Annotated in this window: 13 protein-coding genes and 1 tRNA gene; 2 read left to right on the top strand and 12 right to left on the bottom strand. The window is 32.9% G+C overall.

Features of this window, described 5'->3' with window-relative positions; translation table 11 throughout:
• Nucleotides 1–42: 42 nt before the first annotated feature.
• A complete protein-coding gene (gene rlmH / locus FM121_RS08610) occupies nucleotides 43–522 on the bottom strand; it encodes a 23S rRNA (pseudouridine(1915)-N(3))-methyltransferase RlmH (RefSeq protein WP_086951762.1) in 480 nt (159 codons plus the stop codon).
• A gap of 317 nt (nucleotides 523–839) precedes the next feature.
• On the opposite strand from rlmH, the gene FM121_RS08605 reads away from it, so the two are divergent.
• Nucleotides 840–2,213 carry a S1C family serine protease gene (locus tag FM121_RS08605; RefSeq protein ID WP_373385077.1) on the top strand — a complete coding sequence of 458 codons (1,374 nt, stop codon included), beginning with the start codon at nucleotides 840–842 and terminating at the stop codon, nucleotides 2,211–2,213.
• Between the two features lie 243 nt (nucleotides 2,214–2,456).
• Here the strand turns inward: FM121_RS08605 and FM121_RS08600 are convergent, their stop codons facing one another.
• From FM121_RS08600 to FM121_RS08555, 11 genes are all read right to left on the bottom strand, one after another.
• A complete protein-coding gene (locus FM121_RS08600) occupies nucleotides 2,457–3,260 on the bottom strand; it encodes an MBL fold metallo-hydrolase (protein ID WP_086951760.1) in 804 nt (267 codons plus the stop codon).
• Between the two features lie 62 nt (nucleotides 3,261–3,322).
• Complete coding sequence (locus FM121_RS08595; RefSeq protein ID WP_086951759.1) at nucleotides 3,323–4,147, bottom strand: two-component system regulatory protein YycI; 825 nt, start codon at nucleotides 4,145–4,147, stop codon at nucleotides 3,323–3,325.
• Entirely contained in the window at nucleotides 4,147–5,430 is a 1,284-nt protein-coding gene (locus tag FM121_RS08590; RefSeq protein WP_086951758.1) for a YycH family regulatory protein, read from the bottom strand. The genes FM121_RS08595 and FM121_RS08590 overlap by 1 nt, the downstream gene beginning before the upstream one ends.
• Nucleotides 5,430–7,256: a cell wall metabolism sensor histidine kinase WalK gene (gene walK, locus FM121_RS08585; protein WP_086951757.1), complete on the bottom strand. Its 1,827-nt coding sequence runs from the start codon at nucleotides 7,254–7,256 to the stop codon at nucleotides 5,430–5,432. Before walK ends, FM121_RS08590 begins: the two co-directional genes overlap by 1 nt.
• Nucleotides 7,257–7,269: 13 nt before the next feature.
• Nucleotides 7,270–7,974, bottom strand: coding sequence for a response regulator YycF (gene yycF, locus FM121_RS08580; protein ID WP_086951756.1), 705 nt, complete (start codon nucleotides 7,972–7,974; stop codon nucleotides 7,270–7,272).
• A 405-nt stretch (nucleotides 7,975–8,379) separates the two neighbouring features.
• Nucleotides 8,380–12,570: a bacterial Ig-like domain-containing protein gene (locus FM121_RS08575; protein WP_086951755.1), complete on the bottom strand. Its 4,191-nt coding sequence runs from the start codon at nucleotides 12,568–12,570 to the stop codon at nucleotides 8,380–8,382.
• A gap of 187 nt (nucleotides 12,571–12,757) precedes the next feature.
• Nucleotides 12,758–12,830, bottom strand: a tRNA-Lys gene (locus tag FM121_RS08570).
• A 95-nt stretch (nucleotides 12,831–12,925) separates the two neighbouring features.
• Nucleotides 12,926–13,465 (bottom strand): hypothetical protein, encoded by a 540-nt coding sequence (locus tag FM121_RS08565; RefSeq protein WP_086951754.1) that lies wholly within the window; start codon nucleotides 13,463–13,465, stop codon nucleotides 12,926–12,928.
• A 278-nt stretch (nucleotides 13,466–13,743) separates the two neighbouring features.
• Entirely contained in the window at nucleotides 13,744–13,869 is a 126-nt protein-coding gene (locus tag FM121_RS14355) for a FeoB-associated Cys-rich membrane protein (protein ID WP_143597073.1), read from the bottom strand.
• A gap of 9 nt (nucleotides 13,870–13,878) precedes the next feature.
• Entirely contained in the window at nucleotides 13,879–16,029 is a 2,151-nt protein-coding gene (gene feoB, locus FM121_RS08560; protein WP_086951753.1) for a ferrous iron transport protein B, read from the bottom strand.
• Nucleotides 16,029–16,505 (bottom strand): FeoA family protein, encoded by a 477-nt coding sequence (locus tag FM121_RS08555; protein ID WP_086951752.1) that lies wholly within the window; start codon nucleotides 16,503–16,505, stop codon nucleotides 16,029–16,031. The genes feoB and FM121_RS08555 overlap by 1 nt, the downstream gene beginning before the upstream one ends.
• A 473-nt stretch (nucleotides 16,506–16,978) precedes the next feature.
• On the opposite strand from FM121_RS08555, the gene nrdH reads away from it, so the two are divergent.
• Nucleotides 16,979–17,212, top strand: coding sequence for a glutaredoxin-like protein NrdH (nrdH, locus tag FM121_RS08550; protein ID WP_086951751.1), 234 nt, complete (start codon nucleotides 16,979–16,981; stop codon nucleotides 17,210–17,212).
• The last annotated feature ends 1 nt before the right edge of the window (nucleotide 17,213 follow it).

Here is a 17,213-nt window from a genome sequence, read left to right as displayed (position 1 = left end):
CTTATTCTTATAAATATTTGTTATTCAAACTAACCTCATCATTTATTTATGATACGGTTCTCCCTTTATTATCCTAAAACATCGATAAACCTGCTCCGTCAAAATCAGTCGCATCAATTGATGAGGATATGTCAACCTGCCAAAAGAGATCTGAGCATCACTTCTCTTCATTACTTCATCAGACAATCCCAATGAGCCACCAATCACAAAGGCAAAAGAACTCGTTCCTCTCGTACTTAAATAATCAATCTGTTCTGCAAAATCTTCTGAGGTGATTTCTTTCCCTTGAATCGCCAGCGCAAAGACATAGTCATTATCAGAAATTTTTGATAGAATTTTTTGACCTTCCTTCTCTTTAACTTGTAGCATCTCTGTGTCACTTAGATTTTCTGGTGCCTTTTCATCGGGAACTTCGATTATTTCAAGTTTACAGTATTTACCTAATCTTTTTTGGTATTCAGCGATACCTTGTTTTAAATATTTTTCTTTTAATTTACCAACAGCAATAATTTTTATTTTCATTTATTTCTTCCTTTAATTCATATTTAAAAGTTATCCACATCTATCCACAGTTTTATACACAGCTAAATGGCCAATAATTAAGTTATCAACTACCTTATCCACATCGTTGTGGGTAAGTCATGTGGAAAAAATTTTATATTTCGTTCTTTATTTTCTCATTTTTTCCGAATAAATTCATTCTTTTTCTTAAAAAAAATGAAATTGATCCCAAGTTCTTCACTTTTTATTCAAAATTGAAGGTTAGACTTATTACATCAAACAAAATATAATGTTTATATACAAGAGTATAAAGGAGGAAAGGTGTTTTTACACCGAACATAATGAGAAAAGACGTAACCCCAGAAAATAAAGAGTCCAGAAAAGATACAAATGAGGAAAAGGTATTAAAACATCCAAAAAACAAAAAAAACAACGCGTATTTTAAACAAATCGGTGTATCATTATTAGCCGGTGCATTAGGCGGATTACTTGTTGTTGGCGGTTATACCGTTATTAATAAAGATAATAACGCTTCAAACGTCTCAAACACACGCACACTAACAAAAGAAGAAGTCAACGATACTGGTAAAACAAAAGTTCAAAACACAAAAACAAGTGCTCCAAATGACGTAACTGGTGCTGTTAAAAAAATGGAAAATGCCGTAGTTTCTGTCACAACCATGAAAAAACAACAATCTCAATTATCTGATTTAGAAAAAATATTTGGACCTTCTGATAATAATAAAAGTGAAGGAGAACTTGCTGAAGCCAGTGAAGGTAGTGGCGTTATTTATCGAAAAGATGGTGATAAAGCTTATATCGTTACTAATAATCACGTAGTAACTGGTTCAGATGCAGTGAACATTACTTTTAGCAATGGAAAAAAAGCAGCAGCAAAAGTTGTAGGAACGGATGTTTATAGCGATTTAGCAGTTCTTGAAATTTCATCAAAAGATGTAACCAATGTTGCTGAATTTGCAGATTCAAATGATGTTCAAGTTGGTGAAGCTGCCCTTGCTATGGGATCTCCACTTGGTTCATCCTTCTCAAATTCTGTTTCACAAGGTATCGTCTCTGCCAAAGACCGTATGATTACTAACCAAGCAGAAGATGGCTCGATTATTAGTAGCAATGCCATTCAGACAGACGCTGCAATTAACCCAGGTAACTCTGGTGGTGCCTTAGTAAATTCAAGTGGGCAAGTTATCGGAATCAACTCAAGTAAGATTGCACAAGCTGCTTCAGGTGTATCTGCTGAAGGGATGGGCTTTGCGATTCCAAGTAATGATGTCGTAAAAATTATCAATCAATTAGAAACTGGTAAACCAATTGCTCGTCCAATGCTTGGTGTTTCGATGAGAAACTTAGATCTTATCAGCCCTGAAGAGCGAGAAAGTGTCCTAAAACTTAAACCTGATGAAGTAACTGGTGGTATTGTTATTGTTTCAGTAGAAAAAGATTCACCTGCTGAAAAAGGTGGATTAAAGAAATACGACGTCATCACTCAATTAGATGGAAAAGATGTTTCTAGCAGTACCGAACTACAGTCCACGCTATATAACAAGAAAATCGGTGATGATATGGAAATCACTTACTACCGTAACGGTAAAAAAGCATCTACAAAAATTAAATTAGACCAAGACTCTAGTAAGTTATTAGAAAAACAACAACAAAAAGAAAAAACACTAGAAAATAGCAGTTACCAACAATAAGGTCATAAAAAAAGCAGATTCCCAATTAAAGGAATCTGCTTTTTTATGGCTCTGATCTAGTCCGGAATAAAAAGACTACTCCTTCGACAACTTCAAACCTATAAATAAATCCAAAAAGCGGATTTTTTTGTAGTTCCTCCAGTTGCTTGGAGCAAAACGTCTTTTTATTCACTCTGATCTAGTCCGGGTTCAAAAATCTGCTCCAGTTACTCAGAGCAAAACGATTTTTTTCACCACTCTGATCTATATTGCAAACAATGAACAAGCTTTTTCTGGATCAGTATCCATTATTTTAACTTGTGTAAAAGTATCTACATCATTTTTAATTAAAGTATCTGTCATCGTCATATGGGCAATTTCTTTTAAATTATTTTCCTTGCTCAAATGGCCTAGATAGATTCTTTTAGTTTTATTACCAATCACATCGATGGCAACCGAAGCCCCATCTTCATTTGACAAATGACCTTTGTCACTTAAAATACGTTGCTTCGTACTCCATGGGTATTTTCCCATTCGGAGCATAGCTAGATCATGATTACTTTCCATAAGATAACCATCTGCATTTTTGATGATACCACGAACTCGGTCACTACAGTACCCTGTATCCGTTAAGACCACAAAAGATTTATTATCTTTATGAAATTGATAAAATTGAGGATCTGCAGCATCATGTGATACCCCAAAACTCTCAATGTCGATATCACCTAATGTCATCACTTGTCCCATATTAAAAATATTTTTTTGTTCAAAGCTTACATCACCAATTAGTGGATCCATCGCTTGCCATGTTTTTTCATTAGCGTAGACATCTAGCTTGTATTTTCTAGCTAAAACACCAACACCATGGATATGATCACGATGCTCATGAGTTACTAAAATAGCATCCAAATCATCTGGTTTTCTGCCAATTTGTTCGAGTAAGCCAGTAATTTTTTTACCACTTAAGCCCGCATCAACCAGTATTCGCTTTTGTCCTGTTTCAACATAAAGTGAATTTCCAGAACTACCACTTGCTAGAACACTCACCTTGAATCCATTATTCTCCACAAAAGCTCTTCCTTCCTAATACGTTTTACTGCTAATAAGTATATAACATTTCTTTAAATTTTTCATCTTTCAGAAACATTTGAAGAAATAATTGAGCCAGAAAAAGCATCAACCCGTTCAGTTTTCACTGAATTTTTACTAGATTCAACGGCAATGAACCAAGCCGGTACATACACATTTTTTCCACGAATCGTAAAAATTCGTGTGTAGCCCAAATCTATCCACTTAATTTTACTACCAGGCTGTAAACTATTATTGGTATATAGACTAATAACTGCTTCTCTTTCAGAAACAATTGCCTGTTGATCTCTCAAAGGTTCAATGTTATTCAAGTAAGTTTGTTCATAACTATCCACCATAAGACGATTGCCTTCATTTTTAGAAAGATAGATAGCTAATTGTGACGTTTCATCATAGAAGGGGATATCTTCCCATACTTGTGAAAAGACATACTTTTTATTTGAACTACTTTCATGAGCATTCATAACATACTCATCGCCCTTTATAACATTTTGCTTTTGGGCAATAAAGGCTTTAACTTTTTTGACTTCATCCTTATCAGAAACATCAATGTCATTTCTACGTGGTAATTGACTAAACAACTTCGAATTATTAACTTGCCATTCTTGATTTTTTAGACTTTCCTTAGCTTCAACAACTAGTTCACTTTCTTCAGCTGATAAGTAATAACCTTGCTTGCTTTTAGATGATAAAGAATGTGGCAAACTGATTTCATCTGCTTTTAACCGTTCTTCAATATTTTCAGAGATACTTCTTGAAGAACTTGTATCTTGTTTAGGTTTACCTTCTTGGTACACATAAAACAAAAACATATTCAAAAAGAGGAATACTGCTAAAAAAATTCCTTCAACACGCTTAAAATCCATTAATCAGCGCCCCCTTTTTCTATATCTTTAATTAATTTATCATCAGAGTACCAAATATTCTTATATTTAACATACCACGTAGGTACTAGATCAACAGCTTGCTTTGTTTCTTGGTTCGTTTGCCACTCATATCCAATTTGGGCATCTTCGATTAAAGAGATATCTACACCATTTTCAACTAAATTATTCAACATCTTGTCTGTAGACAATAATGTCACTGTCTCATCAGATGGAATTGGAATTTGAATTGCTTCTTGATTAGTTCTAACCAGAACTCTTCTATTTTGAACCATAATCTCTAGTCGTCCCTTAATATCATTACCAAAAACTGGAAATCCATCTACATAATTACGATAAGTTATATTACCTTCTTTATCATCAAAATATCGTAGCGTTCCTAAAGCATTCCCTAAATTTTCTACATATTGAAATGTGTCTTGATACAGTTTATTAGTCCCAGCACTGGTTGAATTTAATTTTCCAACATAGTTTACTTCACCAGTTTCAGATTGGATTGTTAAAGATTCACCCTCACCATTAGACAAATTAACATTCTCAGTATCATTTGAGTATAGATCATTGGATTGTTCAAAAAATGCTTTTGAGAAGGTTGTAAAAGACTGCGTGGCTACCATATAACTAAATGTCTTTAGTTTAACATCATCTGTTAGATAATAAATTCCTGCAATATTTTCTTCTGATAGTTTAACCGGTGAATAGTTATTCTTTTTCTCATTTTTAACTAGTTCTTTGATCGAATTACTATCACCCTTAGTACTAAATTTAATTCCAGTCGTTAACTTAGAATTAACAAAATAAATTTCCTCTTTTTCAAAAGAATAAATTAAACGATTAAACCTAAAATCTTCAAAATCTTTTGGTACCTCTAGTTCTAGTCTATAAATGTCTTTATAAACTGATAATGGTAATTCATTAGGATACAAAAGATTAAAGGTATTCTCAGAAAATAATCTATCCTTGATACTTTTTTCATCAACAATTTTACTGTTTTTCATTTCAAACTTAATTAACTTGTTATGAATATCAAGCAATGTATTTTCCTTGCTTGACGTCAAAAACTCATTTTTACTCTTATGATAAAAAAGCTTAGTCGGAACATAGACTTCTGACATTTTTTTCATTTGAACTAATTCTGAATTATTTTCTTTTTCAGAAACTGAACGATTGGCAGGTTTGGTCCATATTTTCCACGACAGGAATAAACTAAGTAAAATCATCATGATTAAGCTTGTTTTAATTACTCGATCGATTAATTGATTCATTATTCCCAAAGATCCTCCTCGTATGGTTCATATGGTAAAGAAATAAAGAATGTTGACCCTCTATCCTCTTCACTTTCAACCCAAATATTTCCTCCATGAGCTTTAACTGATTCTTTTGAAATAGCTAGCCCTAATCCAGAACCACCCATTTCTCTTGATCTTGCCTTGTCCACTCGATAAAATCGATCAAAAACTTTACCTAAATTTTGTTTAGGTATCCCTAAGCCTTCATCTGAGATACTTAAAATAACGTTTTTGTGAGTTTCTAATAAGCGACATGTTATTGTTCCACCAGCAGGAGAGTATTTCATCGCATTATTTAAGATATTATCAAACACTTGAATCATCCGATCCGTATCAATTTCCACCCAAATAGAACGCTTAGTAAACTCTCGTTTGATAACATAATTTTTTTCACTATCTTTAATTAACATATCAAAACGATCAATCACATAATTAAATAATTCATTTAAGTTAACTAATTCTAATTTTAATTCAATCTTATTCGAATCCATTCTTGACAGTTGTAATAAATCGTTAATCATACGAATCATACGATTGGTTTCTTCTTGCGTAACCTTTAAAAAGGCAGGTGCCACTTCTGGATCTTGCCATGCGCCATCATTAAGAGCCTCAATATAGCTTCTCATACTTGTTAGAGGCGTTCTCAATTCATGAGAAACATTCGAAACAAATTGGCGACGCTCTTCTTCATCTTTTTCTTTTTCAGTTACATCATGAAGCACACACACCAAACCACTAATAAAACCAGATTCACGTCTAATCATTGAAAACTCAGCTCTCAACATCATCGCCTCATCTAATTTTTCAGAAAAATCAATCAAAATTTCATCTTGTTCTTCCAACAGCGCCCTAAAGGTATAGTCATCTTCAATATCAAGTAATGAAAGAATTGACTCACCTAAAACATCTTGCATTTGAACTTGGAGTAAATTCAAAGCTGTTTCATTAATTAAGATAATATTTCCTCGACGATCTGTCCCAATAACCCCATCGGTCATATGAGATAGAACGCTGTCTAATCGTCTCCGTTCAGCATCCATAGTCTCTTGTGCTTCTTCAATCCGTGCTGACAACTCATTAAAAGTTTCACCTAATTGACCTAACTCATCCTTGCCGTAAACTTCAACTTGTCTCGAGTAATCTCCGTTGGCAATCCGAACTGCTTGTTGCTTCATCTCACCAATTGGTTTTGTAATCGTTCTAGCCACAAGTAAGGCAATAATTAATGAAAATACAAGAGCAATCATAGACGCATAAAAGAAAATTAACGCAATATCACTTACTTGACGATATCTACTTTCAATATCACTTTTCACATAAAGAAAACCGATGACTGCGTTACCTGTGGGTGAATACACTTGTTGGATATTCACATACACACGATCACCAGTTACCGGGTCTTTTCGCTCTTCTTTCTTTTGTGTGAAAGAATTAAAAGATTCATAATCATTCTTTTTTCCCACATCACCTTGAAGATTGGGGTCACTTGTCGCAATAACAATCCCCTTATCATCCACTAAACGGGCTTCTAAAATATCACTCTTAGCAAATTCAACAAGTGTTCTTTTCAAATTATTTTCTTTAGGATTTTCTTGATGCTTCGTTAAATCACTGCTTAAATTAGTAGCCAAAGAATCTACTTGTAATGTTATACTTTCTTCAAAAGATTGAATCGTTGAAGATTCTAACTCACGAATAAAAATAGCTCCGATAATTTGAATGGAAATCATCAAAAGCAAAACAAAAACCAAAGCTATTTTAAAATGAACTGAAGAAAAAAAACGTAATTTTTGTTGTTTCATTTAGCAAAAACTCCTAATCTTGTTCCGGGTTACGTAAATAATAACCCACACCACGGCGAGTAACTAACCACGTTGGATGACTTGGATTATCTTCGATTTTTTCGCGTAAACGTCGAACTGTTACATCTACCGTTCTAACATCTCCGAAATAATCATATCCCCAAACTGTTTGAAGTAAATGCTCTCGAGTCATTACTTGACCAATATGCTTTCCTAAATAATGGAGTAACTCAAATTCTCTGTGTGTCAATTCAATCGTTTCACCACGTTTTGATACTATATAAGCATCTGGATGAATCGTTAAAGCACCAATATTTAATTCATTGTTGTTATCTTCCTCAACTTTAGCTGCAGTATTTCCATGACGGCGTAGGTTTGCTTTCACGCGTGCTACCAGTTCACGGTTAGAAAAAGGTTTGGTAACGTAATCATCTGCCCCTAATTCTAAGCCTAAGACTTTATCTATCTCTGAATCTTTTGCTGTTACCATAATAATTGGTGTGTCGTAATTCTTTCTGACCTCACGACAGACTTCCAAGCCATCTTTTTTGGGTAACATCAAATCAAGTAAAATTAAATCTGGTTCAACTTCACTTACCATCTCAACAGCTTCTTCTCCGTCAAAAGCTGTAAAAACTTCATAGCCTTCTTTACTTAAATTAAATTTAACAATATCTGAAATTGGTTTTTCATCATCTACTACTAATATTTTTTTCAATGTTGGACCTCCTTGAATTAAAAATTCATTTTACTTGTATCACTAACCATTATACAACATTTTTCATTCTATCAAAAATATTTCTTTCTACTCCATAATTTAGACTGCACAATTTTATAAATATGTATTTTTATCACCTTTTTTACCATTTTATGCATATTGATATGCAAAAACCTTATTCTATCAATCTTTCCAAGTCATTGAAACGGCATTCTTTAAATATATGTCTTTTTTTGTTGTCAGTTATCAAGTTATGCTTTAAGCTTAATGTATAAATTAATTTATTTAATTTATTCGGCTAATAATTGAGGTACAAGTTTTGTTTTCCCCTTCCCTTACAAAACCTTACTTGTACCGAAACAAAAAAAGTAGAAACTTTGGTTTCTACTTTTTTTGGCTATTTAATTATTTTCTCTTTTTATAAAACAGATAACCTGTAATACTTGAAATTACCCCACCTAAAATACCAAATGAATAATTTTTTAATTCACCTGTTTGTGGTAAACCAGCTGCTAACTTATCAATTGGATTTGTTTTCTCATCCACTGCTCCACCAGCACCAGCGTTTGTTCCTGCATTATTACCAGCAGCTCCATTGTTTTTGGCATTTGAATTGTTTGTACCTGCTGGATCTTTCTTATCAGATTCTTTAGCTGGATCTTTTTTGTCCTCTTTGTCCTTATCCTTATCCGGATCTTTGTCTGGATCTTTTTTATCATCTTTATCTATTTCTTTAGCTGCAACGGTTATATAAGCAGCATTTACTTCTGTTCCATATTTATATTTTACTTCATAAGTTCCTTTTTTATCAGTGTCAACCTGACCCTCAACCGTTATTTTATCAAAAGTAACATTTTTACCATCTTTGTCTATAGCACTATCAAAATTTTGTTTTGGAAACCAATCATCTCCAATATTTATTTTAGAATCATGGACATTAATTTCTGACTTATCAATCCGTTCAACAACATTTACTGTAGCCTCTTTAGAAACACCCTCAAAAGTATACTTCACTTTGTATGTACCAGGATTCTCTATATCTACCTTACTGTTTACTCTAACCTGATCATATTCAACTTCTGTTCCATGTATATCATAACAGCTATCAAAATTATGTTCAGCTTCCCAATTACTACCGACAAATACAGTCGAATCATGAACGTTAATTTCGATTGGATACTCTTTTTCTTTAACTGTCACACGTACAATTTCACTCACATCTCCATAACTATAAGTTACTTCATAAACATCAGCTTCTTTTACGTCAACTTTTCCAACAACAGTTACTTGATCAAAGCTAACTCTATTACCATCCTTATCAGAACATCCATCAAAATTATCAATTGGTTTCCAAGAAGTTGTCTCACCTATAATCAATGTCGAATCATGAACATGAAGTGCTGTTTTATTTTCTTTTTCTTTCACCTTGATGACTGCTGTTTCAGTTTTACCACTATACGTATAACTTACTTTATATTCACCCACTTTGTCAGTATTAACATTCTCGTCACCTTTAACTTCTACTTCTTCAAAAGGAATTTTTTCACCTTTTCTGTCGATAGCACTATCAAAATTGTCTTCAGCTTTCCAATCTGCTCCTAAATAAAGATCAGAGTTATGGACATTCACAGCTGTCTGATCTGCTTTAACTACTACTTTTACTGATTCTGTTTTCACTAAATCAGGATGACTATATTTAACTGTGTAAGTTCCAGCTTTATCAGTATTAACCGTTCCTTCAACTTTCACATTGTCCATTGTTTGAAGAGCATTTCCTTCTTTATCTAAACTTCTCTCAAGATCGATATTGTCTTCTGCTTTCCATTTATCACCCACAATAATATCTGAATCATGAACGACTAAAGCTGCTTGGTTCTGCTTAACGACTACGTTAACTTCTTTTGTAGTTGCAGCTCCTTTTTGCGTATCTCCGTAAGTGTAACTAATTGGATATTCACCTGGTAACTTAGTATCAACTTTCCCCTCAAATTTTAGATTATTCACACCTAATTTATTTCCACGATAATCTGTTGCATTATCAAAATTATCTTTTTTATCCCATTTTTCCCCTGCATACAGTTCAATATCATGCGCATTAATAACTGGTTCTAAAGCACCTTGATATTTATCTTTCATTGACCCAGCGATTAAGCCACTATTCATTTCTTTAACTGTATAAATTGGATCATTTGAACCAGCTTTAGGTGCACTGACTGGAATCCAATAGTCAATCCCACCTTGTTGTCTGGCTGGTTTTCCCAATTTTGGATCTTCTTTTACCTTAAAGTGTTTCCCAAAATCAACTGTTCCTAAATTAGTATTAGAAAACATTCCCACACTTCGACTTACCTTACTTGTGTCAAATTCTGATAAATCAAGTGAAGCTAAATTTGTATTACCACTAAACATTGATCCCATATCAGTTACTTCTTCAGTATGGAAGTTAGATAGATCAACTTCTTTTAGACTGCTTGTGCCACTGAACATAGAATTCATGTTCGTTACTTTTCCTGTGTAAAGATATGTAAAATTATTAAGATCCGTCAGGTTACGGCAATCTTTGAACATTGAACTCATATCTGTCGTATTCGTTGTATCAAAGTTTTCAAATCCTTCAATACTTGTGACATTATCCAGACCACTGAATAAACCTTTTAAGCTTTCATTAGCAACAACTTGTCCATCAAAGACAATCTTGCTAATTCGTTTATTATGTACTCCCCAAGGACTTTCACCTGTTGTATTTGGAAAACTTTGAGGTTTACTTTTTGTTCCAATGTGTAGTACCTTGTCTCGAACGTACCATGTACTAGATCCCAAATTACCATCTAGTTGTTCAGTGACTGTGACTTGAGCGACTTCACTAACACCATCGTAAGTGTAGGTAATTTTATAAACTCCTTGTTTTGTCGTATCTACTGTTCCACTTGATTTTACATTTTTAGGATTGACATAAACGCCGTCTTTATCTGTACAAGAAACGATGTTGTCAATTGGATCCCAATCTTCACCCATGCCAATTTGAGAATCTTTCACCACTAATTCTACTCGACGAACATCTACAATAACCTTAGCAACTGCTGATTTTTTACCTTGATGTGCATATGTTACGTTGTAAACTCCTGGTTTTGTTGTATCTACTGTCTCAACTTTCTTTTGATTATAAGAAATCGTATACGTTACGCCATCTTCATAAAAATCAATGTCTTTACCCATCTTATCTGTTCCGCCACCAAAGTTATCGGCAGGATCCCACTGGCTACCAAATTTAAGAGGCTTATCAGGTTTTGTTGAAATAGATTCTAAAACAACAGGGTAAAAATCAACAGTTACTTTTATGCTTTTTTCGACAGTTACATACTCATCTGAATACTCGTATACTACAGTGTAAACACCTGGCACACTTGTATTCACAGTATCCACAAATATATCATCTTCATAAAACACTTCTTTGACTTTTACTTGACTAGATACATCTTTACCGTCTTCATCAGTTGCTGAAGCAATGTTAGCTTCTGGTTTCCACTCACTACCTGGAGTAATTGTTTCTGCTTTTAGTTGAAGGTCTACTGTGCGCACACGGACATCTACTGTAACATTTTTTGGTTCCAAGTCTTTGTAAGAATAAGTAATTACGAATTCCCCAGATTCTTTGCCCATCGTTCCAGTTACTTCTTTTCCATCCTGATCAGTGATTATAACATCCGCCGTTACATCTTTTAATTCAGCACCTTCTTCATAATAAGCAGATTCTAAATTATCTCTTGGATCCCATACTTCTCCTTGTTTTACTATTATTGACGACTCTTTCAGGTGAATTCCTTCTTCTGCCCGTGTTTCTGCCCGAACTTTATCAGTTTCAATTTTCTTGTCAACTAACCGAATACTTTCTCTGCTATCTGACAAATGTGGAACTTTAGATGACACTTTGTTTTTCACTTCATTTTTTGAACTTCCAATTATATTAGAATTTTGGTTTTTACTGGGGCTATTCTTTTTAGTTTTTGATTGACCAGTTTGACCATTTGAATTATCAATTAACGTATTAGTTGGAACTGGTAAATTATTTTTTACTTTTAAGCGGTCTAACTTATCAACACGTAGTCCTTGAAATAACTCTAAAAAAGCTTGTTTAGCATTTTCAGAAGCTAATATAGAACCTTCTAGACTAACTTTGTTAATATCAGATCGCAAAGATATCCAAGGACTTTTACTTGGGGTATCTGGTAATTCACCTGAATAAACATGGAGAACACCTTTTTTATCTAACTTCCAAGCACTTGTTCCATACGTTCCTTTTTCTTTTTTAATCAATGGTGTTACTGTTTCTTTTGAAGGTAAAATAATTGATTCGTTTATTATTGGTTGGACACCAGCTGATTCACCATTTGTTGTTTCTGGGATAATTGGTTTAACATTGGGTTTAGTCATCTCATTTTCTATTTCGCTTGATTCTACTGTATTTACATTATTTTCTTCAGATTGTCCTATCTGCTTAACTTGTTCTTTATTTATTAATTCTTCTGCCATAGCAACACCAGGAGAAATAAACAATGTTGCCACACTAAGACAAACCATTATTTTTCTTGTATTCATTAAATAACGTCCTCTTTTCCTACTAAATTAATTCTTCATATATTATATTCGGCAGTTTATTATAAAAATTTAAGCTTTTTTTATAACAAAATTAATTTTTTAAAATTTTAGAAAGACAAAAAAATACTTAAACACTCATACATCCATGATGTACAAACGTTTAAGTATTCCTTCTTGGTCAGTCTTATGGGTTGTGTGGGGCTCGAACCCACGACCCACGGATTAAGAGTCCGTTGCTCTACCAACTGAGCTAACAGCCCTGACTAGGTCATTATAGCACTAGCTAATTGTGATTTCAATAACTAATATTATTTTATTTTTTGGTAATGACATAGATAGATTATTTTATCTGAATTCAGTCTTTTTTTTTAGGTGTTTCAAATAAATCAACCAATTTATAAAGACGGTCTAAATCACTTAAATCTGACATATCTAAGCCCAACTCCTCACCTAGACCAAACATTTTTTCTTCATTGCTACCTTTTAATTTCACTTCTACCTCATTTAACATTAATACAGATAACTGTTTCACTTTTTCAGCTAAAACAAGACAGTTTACTTGTTTTTCTGAATAATATAAAAATTCTAAGAATTTAACTAAAACAGCTTCCACATTATTAAAAAACTCACTATTAGCGACTATTTTAGAAGGGAATACAGAGATTAAAACATCAGTTATTGCTATTTCACTCCAAGTATTTACTGATTCTAAATGATAATCAAACATAAATTCCCCTAAATAATAAATAATATCTTGGGAAGATTTTTGCTCTTTATAACTAAGTTGTTTATAGTACAAACTTTTTGAAAATATTTTTTCTACTATTTCTATTTCCAACATAACATCATTAAAAAGCTCTTCTACTTCGTTTTGATTATATTTTTCCTCCATCATCTGTATCATTTCCTCTCTTTTATCATTTTATTTAAAGCACGTTTTTTATTTTGATTCACTTAATATACCTTAATAGGCTTGAAGTGTCTATATTTTTTTGATAGCTAAATTATACGATAGATTCCCGACTCTTTATTTTTGATTTTAGTCTAATAACACGACAATAATCTCTCGATTCACCTTCATTTTATTTTTTCAAATTAAAAAACCTCAAAAAACTAGTCTGTTAAACTAACTTTTTAAGGTTTTTCTCATACATTATTTATCTAATTTGATGATCATTTTTTCTTAACTGGACAATCAACTGAAGAGCAGTCACACGTTTTTTCTTTTTTTATTCCATATTTATAAATAACAATCCCCACACCTAGAAATATAATTCCTGCTAAAATATAAGTCCCCATAATGACCTCCTATAAAATTTCAATCCCTTTAGCAACTATTTCTTGTTTTTTCACTGGTTTTTTTACTAGGAAAAAGATAATAAATAAAACAAAGCCAATGGCAATACTTTGACCTATTCCAAAAGAATGATTTTCAAACAAAAAGCTTCCTAATTGATAAATAATAAAACTTGCAATATACGCAATAAAACATTGATAAGAAATAGCTAATGTTGTCCATTTCCAATCATTCATCTCCCGCCTAATCGCCCCTATAGCAGCAAAACAAGGAGCACACAATAAATTAAATACTAAAAAGGAATAGCCTGCAATTGGTGTTAAACTTGCTCTAAAAAGTGGCCAATATTCTTTTCCTACTTCTGAAGCTAATTCTTGATGACCATATAAAATCCCAAAAGTCCCTACAACATTTTCCTTAGCAATTAAACCTGTGATAGTAGCAACTGTTGTCTGCCAATTTCCCCAACCTAAAGGAGCAAATATAAACGCAATACCTCTGCCAAGTGAAGCCAGTATACTATCCTCTGTTTCAACCATTTGAAAACTAAAATTAAATGTATTTAAAAACCAAATAATGACAGAACTGGCGAAGATAATCGTTCCTGCTTTTTTTACAAAGGATAAAGAGCGATCCATCATTTGACGGACACTATTTTTAAATCTTGGTAAATGATATGTCGGCATCTCCATAATAAAAGGAGCTGTTTTACCACTAAAAAGACTTGTTTTCTTCAACATGATCCCGGATAAAACAATAGTTCCAATGCCAATAAAATAAGCAGAAGGAGCGACCCAACTACTTGTTGGGAAAAAAGCGCCAGCAATTAAACCAATGATAGGTAGTTTAGCTGAACAAGGCATAAAGGTCGTTGTCATAATCGTCATTCGACGATCTTTTTCATTTTCAATTGTTCGACTGGCCATAACACCAGGAACACCGCATCCAGTTGCGATTAGCATAGGAATAAATGATTTTCCAGAGAGTCCAAATCGCCTAAACAAACGATCCATAACAAACGCAATTCTTGCCATATAGCCACAATCTTCTAGTAAAGAAAGACATAAGAATAGGACCATTAGCTGAGGTAAGAAGCCTAGTACAGCTCCAACTCCGGCAATAATTCCATCTAAGATTAAAGACTGTAACCAAGAATCTATCTGCCAACTATTTAGTAATTTAGTGACGTGATTGGGCACCCATTCTCCAAATAAAACATCATTAATCCAATCTGTCCCCATCGTTCCAACTGTCTGAATAGATAAATAATAAACTGCCCACATAATCAACGCAAAAATCGGCAAAGCTAACCATCTATTAGTAACTATCCGATCAATCTTATCACTTAACGTCATTTTAAAATCTTTAGATTTAACTGTACTCAAAGCCACTAGCTGACTTATGAATTCATAACGCTCATTTATAATAATACTTTCGCTGTCTTCATCTAAAATTTTTTCAGTTATTTGAATAATTTCTTCAATTTCTGCTTTAATTTCTTCTGAACAAGACAACTGTGTTAATACCTTAACATCTCTTTCAAAAAGCTTAATGGTAAACCATCTTAATTGATGCGCTGGAACAAAAACATGGATTAATTCTTTAATTTCACTTAATGCCACTTCTAAACGATCATCATAGACTGGATAATTATCATTTTTTTCTGATAATGTGAAATCAGCAGTGATTTGTTCCTTGATTTTATCTAAACCATCTCTCTTGATAACACTAATCGGATAAACAGAAATCCCTAAACCATAAGCTAATTTTTCACAATTAATGATCGTTCCTTCTTTACTGACAACATCCATCATATTAACGGCTAAATCCATTGGAATCCCTAGCTCTAATAACTGCGTTGTTAAGTATAAGTTGCGTTCTAGATTCGTTCCATCTACAATATTTAATAATCTCTCAGGATGTTCATGCAGTAAATAGTCTCTAGCGACCCCTTCTTCTGGTGAGTAAGGTGATAAAGAATAGATACCTGGTAAATCTTGAAGTATCACTAGATTGTCTTCTTTTAAACGTCCACTTTTTCGTTCTACTGTTACACCGGGCCAATTTCCCACAGATTGATTCGTTCCTGTTAGTTCGTTAAATAAACTTGTTTTACCACTATTAGGATTTCCGACTAACGCTACATGTTTTTGAGTCTTCATTAATCAAGCTCACTTTCTATTAGAATCATTTCGGCTTCTTTTTTTCTTAGTGTCAATTCATAATTACGTACTTTAATCTCAATCGGATCTCCCAATGGTGCATACTTAGTAATTTGGACTTTCGTTCCTCTAGTTAATCCCATATCCATTAAATGCCTTTTAAGAGGACCTGTTCCTAATATTTTAGTGATTATCCCTATCTCATTAATAACTAAATTATCTAAAGATTTCATGATTTTTTCATTATCATTTTCTTTTTCTACTATATATATACCCTTAGCAATCATTTCATCTAAACCTATTCTCGTTTCTTTAAATACTAAAATGACAGGTTGCCCTTTTTCCTTAGACACGACATATAGATCGACCCCTTTAACTAAGCCTAAATTAACTAAATGGCGTTCATATTCTTTCTCGCCTTTAAATTGTTCAAAACGATAAACTTGATTGATTTGACAATCCATCAGATTTTTCATTAAACAATCACTCCTTTTCTCCTGTGCCAGTCATCAAAATGATAACGATTCTCATTACTATTTATTTTAAATCCCTGTTCACATTAAGTCAATCATTTAATGTGAATTAATACACATTAAACCAGATACTCTTTTTCTTTAGCCGTGATTCAAAAAGGTAACTTCTACAACAACTTCAAAAATAATAAAAAATCCCAAACCCTCGGATTATTTTTTATTTCTTCCAGTTGCTTGAAACTGATCACCTTTTTCATCACTCTTGTTCAAAAACAAATTACTGGGATTTTTTATAAAATTTTCTTCATTGAAAAAGAAATGAAAGCTTGATAATATTGTTTTGTGAAATAATTAATCACTAAAGATTGTGCTTACATTTTAAACAAACACTATATATTGTGTTTTTTCATTGACTTTTTGCTATAAAAAGCTATACTAATATTTATAGAAATTAAAGACCAATTGGAGTGATTTAAATGAATACGATAACTTTATATACAAAAGATAACTGTCCACAATGCAAAATGACTAAGAAATTTTTAGCTGATAAAAACCTAAACTTTGAAGAAATAAATATTGATACTGAACCACAATATATAGATTCATTAAAAGAACAAGGATTTAGAAGTGTGCCTGTTATTACAACAGCAGATGAAAGAGTTACTATTGTCGGCTTCCGTCCTGATCAATTAAGAACGTTGGCTGTTTAGT

The sequence above is a fragment of the Vagococcus fluvialis bH819 genome (assembly GCF_900163795.1).
Taxonomy (GTDB): Bacteria; Bacillota; Bacilli; order Lactobacillales; family Vagococcaceae; genus Vagococcus; species Vagococcus fluvialis_A.
This window is presented reverse-complemented; position numbering and strand designations above follow the sequence as displayed.